This is a genomic window from Citrobacter sp. wls757, assembly GCF_005280935.1.
Classification (GTDB): domain Bacteria; phylum Pseudomonadota; class Gammaproteobacteria; order Enterobacterales; family Enterobacteriaceae; genus Citrobacter; species Citrobacter portucalensis.
In genome coordinates, this window is the sequence record NZ_SZWU01000043.1 from 1 (window position 1) to 15,504 (window position 15,504).

The 15,504-nt window shown below is 50.1% G+C and carries 31 protein-coding genes; 30 read left to right on the forward strand and 1 reads right to left on the reverse strand.

The annotated features are described in order from the left end of the window. Positions 1-235 precede the first annotated feature (235 nt). Both bfd and bfr read left to right on the forward strand, forming a co-directional pair. Positions 236-430 (forward strand): bacterioferritin-associated ferredoxin, encoded by a 195-nt coding sequence (bfd, locus tag FDW94_RS11805; RefSeq protein ID WP_003031111.1) that lies wholly within the window; start codon positions 236-238, stop codon positions 428-430. 71 nt (positions 431-501) lie between these two features. Next, entirely contained in the window at positions 502-978 is a 477-nt protein-coding gene (bfr, locus tag FDW94_RS11810; RefSeq protein WP_003827773.1) for a bacterioferritin, read from the forward strand. Here bfr and FDW94_RS11815 read toward each other — a convergent pair. Continuing rightward, positions 975-1,442, reverse strand: a complete 468-nt coding sequence (locus tag FDW94_RS11815; protein ID WP_032945174.1) for an A24 family peptidase — start codon at positions 1,440-1,442, stop codon at positions 975-977. The two genes, bfr and FDW94_RS11815, sit on opposite strands and share 4 nt — an antisense overlap. A 379-nt stretch (positions 1,443-1,821) precedes the next feature. Between FDW94_RS11815 and rpsJ the strand changes: the two genes are divergently transcribed. The 28 genes from rpsJ to rplQ all read left to right on the forward strand — a co-directional run bounded on the left by rpsJ (position 1,822) and on the right by rplQ (position 15,471). Then, complete coding sequence (gene rpsJ / locus FDW94_RS11820; protein ID WP_001181005.1) at positions 1,822-2,133, forward strand: 30S ribosomal protein S10; 312 nt, start codon at positions 1,822-1,824, stop codon at positions 2,131-2,133. Positions 2,134-2,165: 32 nt separating this feature from the next. Continuing rightward, positions 2,166-2,795: a 50S ribosomal protein L3 gene (gene rplC, locus FDW94_RS11825; protein ID WP_003031117.1), complete on the forward strand. Its 630-nt coding sequence runs from the start codon at positions 2,166-2,168 to the stop codon at positions 2,793-2,795. A gap of 10 nt (positions 2,796-2,805) precedes the next feature. Then, positions 2,806-3,411: a 50S ribosomal protein L4 gene (rplD, locus tag FDW94_RS11830; protein WP_003031119.1), complete on the forward strand. Its 606-nt coding sequence runs from the start codon at positions 2,806-2,808 to the stop codon at positions 3,409-3,411. Then, positions 3,408-3,710, forward strand: coding sequence for a 50S ribosomal protein L23 (rplW, locus tag FDW94_RS11835; RefSeq protein ID WP_000617546.1), 303 nt, complete (start codon positions 3,408-3,410; stop codon positions 3,708-3,710). Before rplD ends, rplW begins: the two co-directional genes overlap by 4 nt. Before the next feature lie 17 nt (positions 3,711-3,727). Then, the gene (rplB, locus tag FDW94_RS11840) at positions 3,728-4,549 is read left to right on the forward strand and encodes a 50S ribosomal protein L2 (protein ID WP_000301869.1); all 822 of its coding nucleotides are present in this window, start codon (positions 3,728-3,730) and stop codon (positions 4,547-4,549) included. Positions 4,550-4,565: 16 nt separating this feature from the next. Then, entirely contained in the window at positions 4,566-4,844 is a 279-nt protein-coding gene (gene rpsS, locus FDW94_RS11845; RefSeq protein WP_001138115.1) for a 30S ribosomal protein S19, read from the forward strand. A gap of 14 nt (positions 4,845-4,858) precedes the next feature. Beyond that, the gene (gene rplV / locus FDW94_RS11850) at positions 4,859-5,191 is read left to right on the forward strand and encodes a 50S ribosomal protein L22 (RefSeq protein ID WP_000448832.1); all 333 of its coding nucleotides are present in this window, start codon (positions 4,859-4,861) and stop codon (positions 5,189-5,191) included. A gap of 17 nt (positions 5,192-5,208) precedes the next feature. Continuing rightward, on the forward strand, positions 5,209-5,910 hold the full coding sequence (gene rpsC, locus FDW94_RS11855) for a 30S ribosomal protein S3 (protein ID WP_000529945.1): 702 nt from the start codon (positions 5,209-5,211) through the stop codon (positions 5,908-5,910). Between the two features lie 12 nt (positions 5,911-5,922). Continuing rightward, entirely contained in the window at positions 5,923-6,333 is a 411-nt protein-coding gene (gene rplP, locus FDW94_RS11860) for a 50S ribosomal protein L16 (protein WP_000941208.1), read from the forward strand. Next, entirely contained in the window at positions 6,333-6,524 is a 192-nt protein-coding gene (gene rpmC / locus FDW94_RS11865; protein ID WP_000644742.1) for a 50S ribosomal protein L29, read from the forward strand. Before rplP ends, rpmC begins: the two co-directional genes overlap by 1 nt. Continuing rightward, complete coding sequence (rpsQ, locus tag FDW94_RS11870; protein ID WP_003031120.1) at positions 6,524-6,778, forward strand: 30S ribosomal protein S17; 255 nt, start codon at positions 6,524-6,526, stop codon at positions 6,776-6,778. The genes rpmC and rpsQ overlap by 1 nt, the downstream gene beginning before the upstream one ends. A gap of 163 nt (positions 6,779-6,941) precedes the next feature. Beyond that, positions 6,942-7,313 carry a 50S ribosomal protein L14 gene (rplN, locus tag FDW94_RS11875; protein ID WP_000613954.1) on the forward strand — a complete coding sequence of 124 codons (372 nt, stop codon included), beginning with the start codon at positions 6,942-6,944 and terminating at the stop codon, positions 7,311-7,313. 10 nt (positions 7,314-7,323) lie between these two features. Then, positions 7,324-7,638 (forward strand): 50S ribosomal protein L24, encoded by a 315-nt coding sequence (rplX, locus tag FDW94_RS11880; protein ID WP_003031122.1) that lies wholly within the window; start codon positions 7,324-7,326, stop codon positions 7,636-7,638. A 14-nt stretch (positions 7,639-7,652) separates the two neighbouring features. Next, positions 7,653-8,192 carry a 50S ribosomal protein L5 gene (rplE, locus tag FDW94_RS11885; RefSeq protein ID WP_003031123.1) on the forward strand — a complete coding sequence of 180 codons (540 nt, stop codon included), beginning with the start codon at positions 7,653-7,655 and terminating at the stop codon, positions 8,190-8,192. Positions 8,193-8,206: 14 nt separating this feature from the next. Then, positions 8,207-8,512 carry a 30S ribosomal protein S14 gene (rpsN, locus tag FDW94_RS11890; RefSeq protein WP_003031125.1) on the forward strand — a complete coding sequence of 102 codons (306 nt, stop codon included), beginning with the start codon at positions 8,207-8,209 and terminating at the stop codon, positions 8,510-8,512. Between the two features lie 30 nt (positions 8,513-8,542). Next, positions 8,543-8,935 (forward strand): 30S ribosomal protein S8, encoded by a 393-nt coding sequence (gene rpsH / locus FDW94_RS11895; RefSeq protein WP_003031127.1) that lies wholly within the window; start codon positions 8,543-8,545, stop codon positions 8,933-8,935. A 12-nt stretch (positions 8,936-8,947) separates the two neighbouring features. Beyond that, on the forward strand, positions 8,948-9,481 hold the full coding sequence (gene rplF, locus FDW94_RS11900) for a 50S ribosomal protein L6 (protein WP_137377637.1): 534 nt from the start codon (positions 8,948-8,950) through the stop codon (positions 9,479-9,481). 9 nt (positions 9,482-9,490) lie between these two features. Continuing rightward, complete coding sequence (gene rplR, locus FDW94_RS11905) at positions 9,491-9,844, forward strand: 50S ribosomal protein L18 (protein WP_000358960.1); 354 nt, start codon at positions 9,491-9,493, stop codon at positions 9,842-9,844. 14 nt (positions 9,845-9,858) lie between these two features. Continuing rightward, entirely contained in the window at positions 9,859-10,362 is a 504-nt protein-coding gene (gene rpsE / locus FDW94_RS11910) for a 30S ribosomal protein S5 (RefSeq protein ID WP_003031131.1), read from the forward strand. Between the two features lie 3 nt (positions 10,363-10,365). After that, on the forward strand, positions 10,366-10,545 hold the full coding sequence (gene rpmD, locus FDW94_RS11915; protein WP_001140434.1) for a 50S ribosomal protein L30: 180 nt from the start codon (positions 10,366-10,368) through the stop codon (positions 10,543-10,545). A gap of 3 nt (positions 10,546-10,548) precedes the next feature. Continuing rightward, on the forward strand, positions 10,549-10,983 hold the full coding sequence (gene rplO, locus FDW94_RS11920; protein ID WP_003031132.1) for a 50S ribosomal protein L15: 435 nt from the start codon (positions 10,549-10,551) through the stop codon (positions 10,981-10,983). 7 nt (positions 10,984-10,990) lie between these two features. After that, entirely contained in the window at positions 10,991-12,322 is a 1,332-nt protein-coding gene (secY, locus tag FDW94_RS11925; protein WP_001118864.1) for a preprotein translocase subunit SecY, read from the forward strand. A 30-nt stretch (positions 12,323-12,352) separates the two neighbouring features. Further along, positions 12,353-12,469, forward strand: a complete 117-nt coding sequence (gene rpmJ / locus FDW94_RS11930) for a 50S ribosomal protein L36 (RefSeq protein WP_000868187.1) — start codon at positions 12,353-12,355, stop codon at positions 12,467-12,469. A 146-nt stretch (positions 12,470-12,615) separates the two neighbouring features. Further along, positions 12,616-12,972 (forward strand): 30S ribosomal protein S13, encoded by a 357-nt coding sequence (rpsM, locus tag FDW94_RS11935; protein WP_003031135.1) that lies wholly within the window; start codon positions 12,616-12,618, stop codon positions 12,970-12,972. Between the two features lie 16 nt (positions 12,973-12,988). Beyond that, complete coding sequence (gene rpsK / locus FDW94_RS11940) at positions 12,989-13,378, forward strand: 30S ribosomal protein S11 (protein ID WP_003031137.1); 390 nt, start codon at positions 12,989-12,991, stop codon at positions 13,376-13,378. Positions 13,379-13,411: 33 nt separating this feature from the next. After that, positions 13,412-14,032, forward strand: coding sequence for a 30S ribosomal protein S4 (gene rpsD / locus FDW94_RS11945; RefSeq protein WP_003031138.1), 621 nt, complete (start codon positions 13,412-13,414; stop codon positions 14,030-14,032). Between the two features lie 25 nt (positions 14,033-14,057). Beyond that, positions 14,058-15,047 (forward strand): DNA-directed RNA polymerase subunit alpha, encoded by a 990-nt coding sequence (rpoA, locus tag FDW94_RS11950; RefSeq protein ID WP_003031139.1) that lies wholly within the window; start codon positions 14,058-14,060, stop codon positions 15,045-15,047. Between the two features lie 40 nt (positions 15,048-15,087). Then, on the forward strand, positions 15,088-15,471 hold the full coding sequence (gene rplQ, locus FDW94_RS11955) for a 50S ribosomal protein L17 (RefSeq protein WP_001216370.1): 384 nt from the start codon (positions 15,088-15,090) through the stop codon (positions 15,469-15,471). Positions 15,472-15,504: the final 33 nt, after the last annotated feature.

The window sequence follows — 15,504 nt, forward strand, 5'->3', positions numbered from 1 at the left end:
AAGGCGGCCGTACTGTTGGTGCGGGCGTTGTTGCTAAAGTAATGAGCTAATTATTGATTAATTAGCTTTGAGCTTAAAAAGGGCGCTTCGGCGCCCTTTTTGCTATCTGCAATTTAGTCGTTGTCATATTTATTCGCATTTTTTATTCATTCTCCCGCCGCGTAAATCGCGTTGTGCTATTGTAATCATAACTATTCTCATTTACACTTTGCGCAGAAATTGAACGGGAGCGATCATGTACGTTTGTTTGTGTAATGCGATAAGTGATAAAAAAATACGTCAGGCTGTTCGCCAGTTTCATCCTCAGTCCTTTCAGCAATTACGTAAATTTATTCCTGTTGGAAATCAATGCGGTAAGTGCATTCGTGCTGCCCGCGAAGTCATGCAGGATGAATTAACGCAAATGCCAGAATTTAAAGAGATCGCCTAAGTCACACTCTTTTTTTTGACATCCCTGTAGCCCCATCTACGCTCTAAGAGTGGAAGCGGAGGGACTATAAAATGAAAGGTGATGTTAAAATCATAAATTATCTCAATAAACTATTGGGAAATGAGCTTGTCGCGATCAACCAGTATTTTCTCCATGCTCGTATGTTTAAAAACTGGGGACTGACTCGCCTCAATGATGTTGAGTACCATGAATCTATCGATGAGATGAAACACGCTGATAAATATATCGAGCGTATTTTATTCTTAGAAGGGATCCCGAACTTGCAGGATCTTGGCAAGTTGGGTATTGGCGAAGACGTTGAAGAGATGCTGCAATCCGATCTTCGACTCGAACTCGATGGCGCTAAAGACTTACGTGAAGCCATTGCCTATGCCGATAGCGTTCATGATTATGTCAGCCGGGATATGATGATTGAGATCCTGACTGAAGAAGAAGGGCATATTGACTGGCTCGAAACCGAGCTGGACCTGATTGCAAAACTTGGCTTACAAAATTATCTGCAATCGCAAATTAAAGTCAGTGACTAACCGCCCTGTATCATACTTACCAGGCCAATAACAAAACCCGCAGCCGCCAGATATGGCCCAAATGGCAGCGGGTTTTTTAGTACCTGTTTCCCGTAACGGACGCAGGAAATCCCGGTGAGGCAACATGCCATACCCGCGGCAAGTAAAACCAAAAGTGGTAATGATTCCCAGCGATGCCATGCGCCTAGCGCGGCAAGAAATTTGACATCACCAAAGCCTAACCCTTCCTGTCGGCATATCAAACGATACCCCCAGTAGAACAAAGCAAATACCCCATAACCCGCTACAGCACCCCAAAGCGCGTCGGATAACTGTGCAGGTCTGCAGCATTGATGATAAATAAGACCGCCCCACAAAAGAGGGCAGGTAAATTTGTCGGGCAGTAACCCGGTACGTAGGTCATGGACTAAGAGCAACCCTGATAGCGAAACATAAATCAACAGAAAGGGGAGGTCGATGTACATGGGCAAGCCTTATCTGGTAAAGAGTTTACCTTCAGGTAAACCCGGCGGCCCTACAAGCTCGGGATGTGGGTTATGGATGCTCTCTTCCACGGAAAACGCGTTGCACCACAGGACATACAATCAGAGTGGAAGGAGCGCCGCATTTGTGAACGAGTGATTAATTTCTACGCGGCACTTGCTTAAGACTGAGATTTACGTATAATGCGCGGGCTTGTCTAATATTGACAGCGGTTCGATATGAGCCACCGGTACTGCGAAAGCAATACCAGACAATGTTCCCAATCGGGGAACTCTGTAAGAACGGTTACACTCTCCCATCAATCGTAATGGGTTTGAGGAGTAACTATTTCGTCTATAAAATAATTGGAGCTCTGGTCTCATGCAGAACCAAAGAATCCGTATCCGTTTGAAAGCGTTTGATCATCGTCTGATCGATCAATCAACCGCGGAAATCGTCGAGACTGCCAAGCGCACTGGTGCGCAGGTTCGTGGTCCGATCCCGCTGCCGACCCGCAAAGAGCGTTTCACCGTTCTGATCTCCCCGCACGTCAACAAAGACGCGCGTGATCAGTACGAGATCCGTACTCACAAGCGTCTGGTTGACATCGTTGAGCCAACTGAAAAAACCGTTGATGCTCTGATGCGTCTGGACCTGGCTGCCGGTGTAGACGTGCAGATCAGCCTGGGTTAATCAGGTCATCGAGCGATTGAGAGGTTGATACAATGATTGGTTTAGTCGGTAAAAAAGTGGGTATGACCCGCATCTTCACTGAAGATGGCGTATCTATCCCAGTAACCGTTATCGAAGTTGAAGCAAACCGCGTTACTCAGGTTAAAGATCTGGCTAACGATGGCTATCGCGCTGTTCAGGTTACCACCGGTGCTAAAAAAGCTAACCGCGTAACTAAGCCGGAAGCTGGCCACTTTGCTAAAGCTGGCGTAGAAGCTGGCCGCGGCCTGTGGGAATTCCGTCTGGCAGATGGTGAAGAATACACCGTTGGTCAGAACATTAGCGTTGAACTGTTTGCTGACGTTAAAAAAGTTGACGTAACCGGTACCTCTAAAGGTAAAGGTTTCGCTGGTACCGTTAAGCGCTGGAACTTCCGTACCCAGGACGCTACTCACGGTAACTCCTTGTCTCACCGCGTTCCGGGTTCTATCGGTCAGAACCAGACTCCGGGCAAAGTGTTCAAAGGCAAGAAAATGGCAGGTCAGCTGGGCAACGAACGTGTAACCGTTCAGAGCCTGGACGTAGTACGTGTTGACGCTGAGCGCAACCTGCTGCTGGTTAAAGGTGGTGTTCCGGGTGCGACCGGTTGCGACCTGATCGTTAAACCAGCTGTGAAGGCGTAAGGGGATAGCAATGGAATTAGTATTGAAAGACGCGCAGAGCGCGCTGACTGTTTCCGAAACTACCTTCGGTCGTGATTTCAACGAAGCGCTGGTTCACCAGGTTGTTGTTGCTTATGCAGCTGGTGCTCGTCAGGGTACTCGTGCTCAGAAGACTCGTGCTGAAGTAACTGGTTCAGGCAAAAAGCCGTGGCGCCAGAAAGGTACCGGCCGTGCGCGTTCAGGTTCTATCAAGAGCCCGATCTGGCGTTCAGGTGGCGTGACCTTCGCTGCTCGTCCACAGGACCACAGTCAAAAAGTTAACAAAAAGATGTACCGCGGCGCGCTGAAAAGCATTCTGTCCGAACTGGTACGTCAGGATCGTCTGATCGTTGTCGAATCATTCTCTGTAGAAGCGCCTAAAACTAAGCTGCTGGCACAGAAACTGAAAGACATGGCTCTGGAAGATGTGCTGATCATCACCGGTGAGCTGGACGAAAACCTGTTCCTGGCTGCGCGCAACCTGCACAAGGTTGACGTACGCGATGCAACTGGTATCGACCCGGTTAGCCTGATCGCCTTCGACAAAGTCGTAATGACTGCTGATGCTGTTAAGCAAGTTGAGGAGATGCTGGCATGATTCGTGAAGAACGTCTGCTGAAAGTGCTGCGCGCACCGCACGTTTCTGAAAAAGCGTCTACTGCGATGGAAAAAACTAACACCATCGTTCTCAAAGTTGCTAAAGACGCGACCAAAGCAGAAATCAAAGCTGCTGTGCAGAAACTGTTTGAAGTCGAAGTCGAAGTCGTTAACACCCTGGTAGTTAAAGGGAAAGTTAAACGTCACGGACAGCGTATCGGTCGTCGTAGCGACTGGAAAAAAGCTTACGTCACCCTGAAGGAAGGCCAGAATCTGGACTTCGTCGGCGGCGCTGAGTAAGTCGGAGGAGTAATACAATGGCAGTTGTTAAATGTAAACCGACATCTCCGGGTCGTCGCCACGTTGTTAAAGTGGTCAACCCAGAGCTGCACAAGGGCAAACCTTTTGCTCCGCTGGTTGAAAAAAACAGCAAATCCGGTGGTCGTAACAACAATGGCCGCATCACCACTCGTCACATCGGTGGTGGTCACAAGCAGGCTTATCGTATTGTTGACTTCAAACGCAACAAAGACGGTATCCCGGCAGTTGTTGAACGTCTTGAGTACGATCCGAACCGCTCCGCGAACATCGCGCTGGTTCTGTACAAAGACGGTGAACGCCGTTACATCCTGGCCCCTAAAGGCCTGAAAGCTGGCGACCAGATTCAGTCTGGCGTTGATGCTGCAATCAAAGCAGGTAACACCCTGCCGATGCGCAATATCCCGGTTGGTTCTACCGTTCATAACGTAGAAATGAAACCAGGTAAAGGCGGTCAGCTGGCACGTTCCGCTGGTACTTACGTTCAGATCGTTGCTCGTGATGGTGCTTATGTCACCCTGCGTCTGCGTTCTGGTGAAATGCGTAAAGTCGAAGCAGACTGCCGTGCAACTCTGGGCGAAGTTGGCAATGCTGAGCATATGCTGCGCGTTCTGGGTAAAGCAGGTGCTGCACGCTGGCGTGGTGTTCGTCCTACCGTTCGCGGTACTGCGATGAACCCAGTCGACCACCCACATGGTGGTGGTGAAGGTCGTAACTTTGGTAAGCACCCGGTAACTCCGTGGGGCGTTCAGACCAAAGGTAAGAAGACCCGCAGCAACAAGCGTACTGATAAATTCATCGTACGTCGCCGTAGCAAATAATTTTAGAGGATAAGCCATGCCACGTTCTCTCAAGAAAGGTCCTTTTATTGACCTGCACTTGCTGAAGAAGGTAGAGAAAGCGGTGGAAAGCGGAGACAAGAAGCCCCTGCGCACTTGGTCCCGTCGTTCAACGATCTTTCCTAACATGATCGGTTTGACCATCGCTGTCCATAATGGTCGTCAGCACGTTCCGGTATTTGTTTCCGACGAAATGGTCGGTCACAAACTGGGTGAATTCGCACCGACTCGTACTTATCGCGGCCACGCTGCTGATAAAAAAGCGAAGAAGAAATAAGGTAGGAGGAAGAGATGGAAACTTTAGCTCAACATCGCCATGCTCGTTCTTCTGCTCAGAAGGTTCGCCTTGTTGCAGACCTGATTCGCGGTAAGAAAGTGTCGCAGGCTCTGGATATTCTGACCTACACCAATAAGAAAGCGGCTGTACTGGTTAAGAAAGTCCTGGAATCTGCCATTGCTAACGCTGAACACAACGATGGCGCTGACATTGACGATCTGAAAGTTACGAAAATTTTCGTAGACGAAGGCCCGAGCATGAAGCGCATTATGCCGCGTGCAAAAGGTCGTGCAGATCGCATCCTGAAGCGCACCAGCCACATTACTGTGGTTGTGTCCGATCGCTGAGACTCTGGAGACTAGCAATGGGTCAGAAAGTACATCCTAATGGTATTCGCCTGGGTATTGTAAAACCATGGAACTCAACCTGGTTTGCGAACACCAAAGAATTCGCTGACAACCTGGACAGCGATTTTAAAGTACGTCAGTACCTGACTAAGGAACTGGCGAAAGCGTCTGTATCTCGTATCGTTATCGAGCGTCCGGCTAAGAGCATCCGTGTGACCATTCACACCGCTCGCCCGGGTATCGTTATCGGTAAGAAAGGCGAAGACGTAGAAAAACTGCGCAAAGTCGTAGCGGATATTGCTGGCGTTCCTGCTCAGATCAATATCGCCGAAGTGCGTAAGCCTGAACTGGACGCAAAATTGGTTGCTGACAGCATCACTTCTCAGCTGGAACGTCGTGTTATGTTCCGTCGTGCTATGAAGCGTGCTGTACAGAACGCAATGCGTCTGGGCGCTAAAGGTATCAAAGTTGAAGTTAGCGGCCGTCTGGGCGGCGCGGAAATCGCACGTACCGAATGGTACCGCGAAGGTCGCGTACCTCTGCACACTCTGCGTGCTGACATCGACTACAACACCTCTGAAGCGCACACCACTTACGGTGTAATCGGCGTTAAAGTGTGGATCTTCAAAGGCGAGATCCTGGGTGGTATGGCTGCTGTTGAACAACCGGAAAAACCGGCTGCGCAACCTAAAAAGCAGCAGCGTAAAGGCCGTAAATAAGGAGCGTCGCTGATGTTACAACCAAAGCGTACAAAATTCCGTAAAATGCACAAAGGCCGTAACCGCGGTCTGGCTGCTGGCGCGGATGTTAGCTTCGGCAGCTTCGGTCTGAAAGCTGTTGGCCGTGGTCGTCTGACTGCCCGTCAGATCGAAGCAGCACGTCGTGCTATGACCCGTGCAGTTAAGCGTCAAGGTAAGATCTGGATCCGTGTATTCCCGGACAAACCGATCACTGAAAAGCCGCTGGCAGTGCGTATGGGTAAAGGTAAAGGTAACGTGGAGTATTGGGTTGCCTTGATTCAGCCGGGTAAAGTCCTGTATGAAATGGACGGCGTACCGGAAGAGCTGGCCCGTGAAGCATTCAAGCTGGCAGCAGCGAAACTGCCGATTAAAACCACCTTTGTAACTAAGACGGTGATGTAATGAAAGCAAAAGAGCTGCGTGAGAAGAGTGTTGAAGAGCTGAACACCGAGCTGCTGAATCTGCTGCGTGAGCAGTTCAACCTGCGTATGCAGGCTGCAAGTGGCCAGCTGCAACAGTCTCACCTGTTGAAGCAAGTGCGTCGTGACGTCGCACGCGTTAAGACTTTACTGACTGAGAAGGCGGGTGCGTAATGACCGATAAAATCCGTACTCTGCAAGGTCGCGTTGTTAGCGATAAAATGGAGAAATCCATCGTTGTTGCTATCGAACGTTTTGTGAAACACCCGATCTACGGTAAATTCATTAAGCGTACGACCAAACTGCACGTACATGACGAGAACAACGAATGCGGTACTGGTGACGTGGTTGAAATCCGCGAATGCCGTCCGCTGTCCAAGACTAAGTCCTGGACGCTGGTTCGCGTTGTAGAGAAAGCTGTTCTGTAATACAGTAGGCATTCTCAACGAATAAACGGCTCAGCGATGAGCCGTTTATTTTTTCTACCCATATCGTTGAAGCGGTGTTATAATGCCGCGCCCCCGATATGGGGCTTTTTTAACGACCTGATTTTCGGGTCTCAGTAGTAGTTGACATTAGCGGAGCACTAAAATGATCCAAGAACAGACTATGCTGAACGTCGCCGACAACTCCGGTGCACGTCGCGTAATGTGTATCAAGGTTCTGGGTGGCTCGCACCGTCGCTACGCAGGCGTCGGCGATATCATCAAGATCACCATCAAGGAAGCAATTCCGCGTGGTAAGGTCAAAAAAGGTGATGTGCTGAAGGCGGTAGTGGTGCGCACCAAGAAGGGTGTTCGTCGCCCGGACGGTTCTGTCATTCGCTTCGATGGTAATGCATGCGTTATTTTAAACAATAACAGCGAGCAACCTATCGGTACGCGTATTTTTGGGCCGGTAACTCGTGAACTTCGTAACGAGAAGTTCATGAAAATTATCTCTCTGGCACCAGAAGTACTCTAAGGAGCGAATCATGGCAGCGAAGATCCGTCGTGATGACGAAGTTATCGTGTTAACCGGTAAAGATAAAGGTAAACGCGGTAAAGTTAAGAATGTCCTGTCTTCCGGCAAGGTCATTGTTGAAGGTATCAACCTGGTTAAGAAACATCAGAAGCCGGTTCCGGCCCTGAACCAACCAGGCGGCATCGTAGAGAAAGAAGCAGCTATTCAGATCTCTAACCTTGCTATCTTCAACGCGGCAACCGGCAAGGCTGACCGTGTAGGCTTTAGATTCGAAGACGGCAAAAAAGTCCGTTTCTTCAAATCTAACAGCGAAACTATCAAGTAATTTGGAGTAGTACGATGGCGAAACTGCATGATTACTACAAAGACGAAGTAGTCGCTAAACTCATGACTGAGTTTAACTACAATTCTGTCATGCAAGTCCCTCGGGTCGAGAAGATCACCCTGAACATGGGTGTTGGTGAAGCGATCGCTGACAAGAAACTGCTGGATAACGCAGCAGCTGACCTGACAGCAATCTCCGGTCAAAAACCGCTGATCACCAAAGCACGCAAATCAGTTGCAGGCTTCAAAATCCGTCAGGGCTATCCGATCGGCTGTAAAGTAACTCTGCGTGGCGAACGCATGTGGGAGTTCTTTGAGCGCCTGATCACTATTGCTGTTCCACGTATCCGTGACTTCCGTGGCTTGTCCGCTAAGTCTTTCGACGGTCGTGGTAACTACAGCATGGGTGTCCGTGAGCAGATCATCTTCCCAGAAATCGACTACGATAAAGTCGACCGCGTGCGTGGTTTGGATATTACCATTACCACTACTGCGAAATCTGATGAAGAAGGCCGTGCTCTGCTGGCTGCCTTTGACTTCCCGTTCCGCAAGTAAGGTAGGGTTACTGAATGGCTAAGCAATCAATGAAAGCACGCGAAGTAAAGCGCGTAGCTTTAGCTGATAAGTACTTCGCAAAACGCGCTGAACTGAAAGCTATTATCTCTGATGTGAACGCGACCGACGAAGATCGTTGGAACGCAGTTCTCAAGCTGCAGTCTCTGCCGCGTGATTCCAGCCCGTCCCGTCAGCGTAACCGCTGCCGTCAAACAGGTCGTCCGCATGGCTATGTGGGCAAGTTCGGGTTGAGCCGTATCAAACTGCGTGAAGCCGCCATGCGCGGTGAAGTACCAGGCTTGAAAAAGGCTAGCTGGTAATTACCAATTGAATCACGGGAGTAAAGACAGATGAGCATGCAAGATCCGATCGCGGATATGCTGACCCGTATCCGTAACGGTCAGGCCGCGAATAAAGCTGCGGTCACCATGCCTTCCTCCAAGCTGAAAGTGGCAATTGCCAACGTGCTGAAGGAAGAAGGTTTTATTGAAGATTTTAAAGTTGAAGGCGACACCAAGCCGGAACTGGAACTTACTCTCAAGTATTTCCAGGGTAAAGCTGTTGTAGAAAGCATTCAGCGTGTCAGTCGCCCAGGTCTGCGCATTTATAAGCGTAAAGACGAGCTGCCGAAAGTTATGGCTGGCATGGGTATCGCAGTTGTTTCTACCTCTAAAGGTGTTATGACTGATCGTGCAGCGCGCCAGGCTGGTCTTGGTGGCGAAATTATCTGCTACGTAGCCTAATCGGAGGAAAAAATGTCTCGTGTTGCTAAAGCACCGGTCGTTATTCCTGCCGGCGTTGATGTAAAAATCAACGGTCAGGTTATTACGATCAAAGGTAAAAACGGCGAGCTGACTCGTACTCTCAACGATGCTGTTGCAGTAAATCATGCAGATAATGCACTGACCTTCGGTCCGCGTGATGGTTACGCAGATGGATGGGCTCAGGCTGGTACCGCGCGTGCCCTGCTGAATGCAATGGTTGTCGGTGTTACCGAAGGCTTCACTAAGAAGCTTCAGCTGGTTGGTGTAGGTTATCGTGCAGCGGTTAAAGGGAATGTAGTAAACCTGGCTTTAGGTTTCTCTCACCCAGTTGACCATCATCTGCCTGCGGGAATCACTGCAGAATGTCCGTCTCAGACTGAAATCGTGCTGAAAGGCGCTGATAAACAGCTGATCGGTCAGGTTGCAGCAGATCTGCGCGCCTACCGTCGTCCTGAGCCTTATAAAGGCAAGGGTGTTCGTTACGCCGACGAAGTCGTGCGTACCAAAGAGGCTAAGAAGAAGTAAGGTAACACTATGGATAAGAAATCTGCTCGTATCCGTCGTGCGACCCGCGCACGCCGCAAGCTCCAGGAGCTGGGTGCAACTCGCCTGGTGGTACATCGTACCCCGCGTCATATTTACGCACAGGTAATTGCACCGAACGGTTCTGAAGTTCTGGTAGCTGCTTCTACTGTAGAAAAAGCTATCGCTGAACAATTGAAGTACACCGGTAACAAAGACGCTGCTGCAGCTGTAGGTAAAGCTGTTGCTGAACGCGCTCTGGAAAAAGGCATCAAAGATGTTTCTTTTGACCGTTCCGGGTTCCAATATCATGGTCGTGTCCAGGCACTGGCAGATGCTGCCCGTGAAGCTGGCCTTCAGTTCTAAGGTAGAGGTGTAAGATGGCTCACATCGAAAAACAAGCTGGCGAACTGCAGGAAAAGCTGATCGCGGTTAACCGCGTATCTAAAACCGTTAAAGGTGGTCGTATTTTCTCCTTCACAGCTCTGACTGTAGTTGGTGATGGTAACGGTCGCGTTGGTTTTGGTTACGGTAAAGCGCGTGAAGTTCCAGCAGCGATCCAGAAAGCGATGGAAAAAGCCCGTCGCAATATGATTAACGTCGCGCTGAACCACGGCACCCTGCAGCACCCGGTTAAGGGTACTCACACGGGTTCTCGTGTATTCATGCAGCCGGCTTCCGAAGGTACCGGTATCATCGCCGGTGGTGCAATGCGCGCCGTTCTGGAAGTCGCTGGAGTTCGTAACGTTCTGGCTAAAGCGTATGGTTCCACTAACCCGATTAACGTGGTGCGTGCAACTATCGATGGCCTGGAAAATATGAAATCTCCGGAAATGGTCGCTGCCAAGCGTGGTAAATCCGTTGAAGAAATTCTGGGGAAATAAACCATGGCAAAGACTATTAAAATTACTCAAACCCGCAGTGCAATCGGTCGTCTGCCGAAACACAAGGCAACGCTGCTTGGCCTGGGTCTGCGTCGTATTGGTCACACCGTAGAGCGCGAGGATACTCCTGCTGTTCGTGGTATGGTCAACGCGGTTTCCTTCATGGTTAAAGTTGAGGAGTAAGAGATGCGTTTAAATACTCTGTCTCCGGCCGAAGGCTCTAAAAAAGCGGCTCGCCGCCTGGGTCGTGGTATCGGTTCTGGCCTCGGTAAAACCGGTGGTCGTGGTCACAAAGGTCAGAAGTCTCGTTCTGGCGGTGGCGTACGTCGCGGTTTCGAGGGTGGTCAGATGCCTCTGTACCGTCGTCTGCCGAAATTCGGCTTCACTTCACGTAAAGCAGCGATTACAGCCGAAGTTCGTCTGTCTGACCTGGCTAAAGTTGAAGGCGGTGTTGTAGACCTGAACACGCTGAAAGCAGCTAACATTATCGGTATCCAGATCGAGTTCGCGAAAGTGATCCTGGCTGGTGAAGTCACTACTCCGGTAACTGTTCGTGGCCTGCGTGTTACTAAAGGCGCTCGTGCTGCTATCGAAGCTGCTGGCGGTAAAATCGAGGAATAAGTAGCAGATGGCTAAACAACCGGGATTAGATTTTCAAAGTGCCAAAGGTGGCTTAGGCGAGCTGAAACGCAGACTGCTGTTTGTAATCGGCGCGCTGATTGTGTTCCGTATTGGCTCTTTCATTCCGATCCCTGGTATTGATGCCGCTGTACTTGCCAAACTGCTTGAGCAACAGCGAGGCACCATCATTGAAATGTTTAACATGTTCTCTGGTGGTGCTCTCAGCCGTGCTTCTATCTTTGCTCTGGGGATCATGCCGTATATTTCGGCGTCGATCATTATCCAGCTGCTGACGGTGGTTCATCCAACGCTGGCAGAAATTAAGAAAGAAGGGGAGTCTGGTCGTCGTAAGATCAGCCAGTACACCCGCTACGGTACTCTGGTGCTGGCAATATTCCAGTCGATCGGTATTGCTACCGGTCTGCCGAATATGCCTGGTATGCAGGGCCTGGTGATGAACCCAGGCTTTGCATTCTATTTCACCGCTGTTGTAAGTCTGGTTACAGGGACGATGTTCCTGATGTGGTTGGGCGAACAGATTACTGAACGTGGTATCGGCAACGGTATCTCAATCATTATCTTCGCCGGTATTGTCGCGGGACTCCCGCCAGCCATTGCCCATACTATCGAGCAAGCGCGTCAAGGCGACCTGCACTTCCTCGTGTTGCTGTTGGTTGCAGTATTAGTATTCGCAGTGACGTTCTTTGTTGTATTTGTTGAGCGTGGTCAACGCCGTATTGTGGTAAACTACGCGAAACGTCAGCAAGGTCGTCGTGTCTATGCTGCACAGAGCACACATTTACCGCTGAAAGTGAATATGGCGGGGGTAATCCCGGCAATCTTCGCTTCCAGTATTATTCTGTTCCCGGCGACCATCGCGTCATGGTTCGGGGGCGGGACTGGTTGGAACTGGCTGACAACAATTTCGCTGTATTTGCAGCCTGGGCAACCGCTTTATGTGTTACTCTATGCGTCTGCAATCATATTCTTCTGTTTCTTCTACACGGCGTTGGTTTTCAACCCGCGTGAAACAGCAGATAACCTGAAGAAGTCCGGTGCATTTGTACCAGGAATTCGTCCGGGAGAGCAAACGGCGAAGTATATCGATAAAGTAATGACCCGCCTGACTTTGGTTGGTGCGCTCTACATTACCTTTATCTGCCTGATCCCGGAGTTCATGCGTGATGCAATGAAAGTACCGTTCTACTTCGGTGGGACCTCACTGCTTATCGTTGTTGTCGTGATTATGGACTTTATGGCTCAAGTGCAAACTCTGATGATGTCAAGTCAGTACGAGTCTGCATTGAAGAAGGCGAATCTGAAAGGCTACGGCCGTTAACAGTCGCCCGAGAAGTTACGGAGAGTAAAAATGAAAGTTCGTGCTTCCGTCAAGAAATTATGCCGTAACTGCAAAATCGTTAAGCGTGATGGTGTCATCCGTGTGATTTGCAGTGCCGAGCCGAAGCATAAACAGCGCCAAGGCTGATTTATTCGCATATTTTTCTTGCAAAGTTGGGTTGAGCTGGCTAGATTAGCCAGCCAATCTTTTGTATGTCTGTGCGTTTCCATTTGAGTATCCTGAAAACGGGCTTTTCAGCATGGTGCGTACATATTAAATAGTAGGAGTGCATAGTGGCCCGTATAGCAGGCATTAACATTCCTGATCAGAAACATGCTGTGATCGCATTAACTTCGATCTACGGCGTCGGCAAGACCCGTTCTAAAGCCATTCTGGCTGCCGCGGGTATCGCTGAAGATGTTAAGATCAGTGAGCTGTCTGAAGAACAAATCGACACGCTGCGTGACGAAGTTGCCAAATTTGTCGTTGAAGGTGATCTGCGCCGTGAAGTTAGCATGAGCATCAAGCGCCTTATGGACCTTGGTTGCTATCGCGGTTTGCGTCATCGTCGTGGTCTCCCGGTTCGCGGTCAGCGTACCAAGACCAACGCACGTACCCGTAAGGGTCCGCGCAAACCGATCAAGAAATAATCGGGGTGATTGAATAATGGCAAAGGCACCAATTCGTGCACGTAAACGTGTAAGAAAACAAGTCTCTGACGGCGTGGCTCATATCCATGCTTCTTTTAACAACACCATCGTTACCATTACTGATCGTCAGGGTAACGCACTGGGTTGGGCAACAGCCGGTGGTTCCGGTTTCCGTGGTTCTCGCAAATCCACTCCGTTTGCAGCTCAGGTTGCAGCAGAGCGTTGCGCTGAAGCCGTAAAAGAATACGGTATCAAGAATCTGGAAGTTATGGTCAAAGGACCGGGTCCAGGTCGCGAATCTACTGTTCGTGCTCTGAACGCCGCTGGTTTCCGCATCACTAATATTACTGATGTGACTCCGATCCCTCATAACGGTTGTCGTCCGCCGAAAAAACGTCGCGTATAACGCTGTCGTTTCTAGGATTGTTGGAGAAAGAAAATGGCAAGATATTTGGGTCCTAAGCTCAAGCTGAGCCGTCGTGAGGGCACTGACTTATTCCTTAAGTCTGGCGTTCGCGCGATCGATACCAAGTGTAAAATTGAACAAGCTCCTGGCCAGCACGGTGCGCGTAAACCGCGTCTGTCTGACTATGGTGTGCAGTTGCGTGAAAAGCAAAAAGTTCGCCGTATCTACGGTGTGCTGGAGCGTCAGTTCCGTAACTACTACAAAGAAGCAGCACGTCTGAAAGGCAACACCGGTGAAAACCTGTTGGGTCTGCTGGAAGGTCGTCTGGACAACGTTGTATACCGTATGGGCTTCGGTGCCACTCGTGCAGAAGCACGTCAGCTGGTCAGCCATAAAGCAATTATGGTAAACGGTCGTGTTGTTAACATCGCTTCTTATCAGGTTAGTCCGAATGACGTTGTTAGCATTCGTGAGAAAGCGAAGAAGCAGTCTCGCGTGAAAGCCGCTCTGGAGCTGGCTGAGCAGCGTGAAAAGCCAACCTGGCTGGAAGTTGATGCTGGCAAGATGGAAGGCACGTTCAAGCGTAAGCCGGAGCGTTCTGATCTGTCTGCGGACATTAACGAACACCTGATCGTCGAGCTTTACTCCAAGTAAAGCTTAGTACCAAAGAGAGGACACAATGCAGGGTTCTGTGACAGAGTTTCTAAAACCGCGCCTGGTAGATATCGAGCAAGTGAGTTCGACGCACGCCAAGGTGACCCTTGAGCCTTTAGAGCGTGGCTTTGGCCATACTTTGGGTAACGCACTGCGCCGTATTCTGCTCTCATCGATGCCGGGTTGCGCGGTGACCGAGGTTGAGATTGATGGTGTACTACATGAGTACAGCACCAAAGAAGGCGTTCAGGAAGATATCCTGGAAATCCTGCTCAACCTGAAAGGGCTGGCGGTGAGAGTTCAGGGTAAAGATGACGTTATTCTTACCTTGAATAAATCTGGCATTGGCCCTGTGACTGCAGCCGACATTACCCATGATGGTGATGTCGAAATCGTCAAGCCACAGCACGTGATCTGCCACCTGACCGATGAGAATGCATCTATTAGCATGCGTATCAAAGTTCAGCGCGGTCGTGGTTATGTGCCGGCTTCTACCCGAATTCATTCGGAAGAAGATGAGCGCCCAATCGGCCGTCTGCTGGTCGACGCATGCTACAGCCCTGTAGAGCGTATTGCCTACAATGTTGAAGCAGCGCGTGTAGAACAGCGTACCGACCTGGACAAGCTGGTCATCGAAATGGAAACCAACGGCACAATCGATCCTGAAGAGGCGATTCGTCGTGCGGCAACCATTCTGGCTGAACAACTGGAAGCTTTCGTTGATTTACGTGATGTACGTCAGCCGGAAGTTAAAGAAGAGAAACCAGAATTCGATCCGATCCTGCTGCGCCCTGTTGACGATCTGGAATTGACTGTCCGCTCTGCTAACTGCCTCAAAGCAGAAGCTATCCACTATATCGGTGATCTGGTACAGCGTACTGAGGTTGAGCTTCTTAAGACGCCTAACCTTGGTAAAAAATCTCTTACCGAGATTAAAGACGTGCTGGCTTCCCGTGGACTGTCTCTGGGCATGCGCCTGGAAAACTGGCCACCGGCAAGCATCGCTGACGAGTAACCGGATCACAGGTTAAGGTTTTACTGAGAAGGATAAGGTCATGCGCCATCGTAAGAGTGGTCGTCAACTGAACCGCAACAGCAGCCATCGCCAGGCTATGTTCCGCAATATGGCAGGTTCACTGGTTCGTCATGAAATCATCAAGACGACTCTGCCGAAAGCGAAAGAGCTGCGTCGCGTAGTTGAGCCGCTGATTACTCTTGCCAAGACTGATAGCGTAGCTAATCGTCGTCTGGCATTCGCCCGTACTCGTGATAACGAGATCGTGGCAAAACTGTTTAACGAACTGGGCCCGCGTTTTGCGAGCCGCGCCGGTGGTTACACTCGCATTCTGAAGTGTGGTTTCCGTGCAGGCGACAACGCGCCGATGGCATACATCGAGCTGGTTGATCGTTCAGAGAAAACAGAAGCTGCTGCAGAGTAATCTGTAGTAACGTAAAAAAACCCGCCTCGGCGG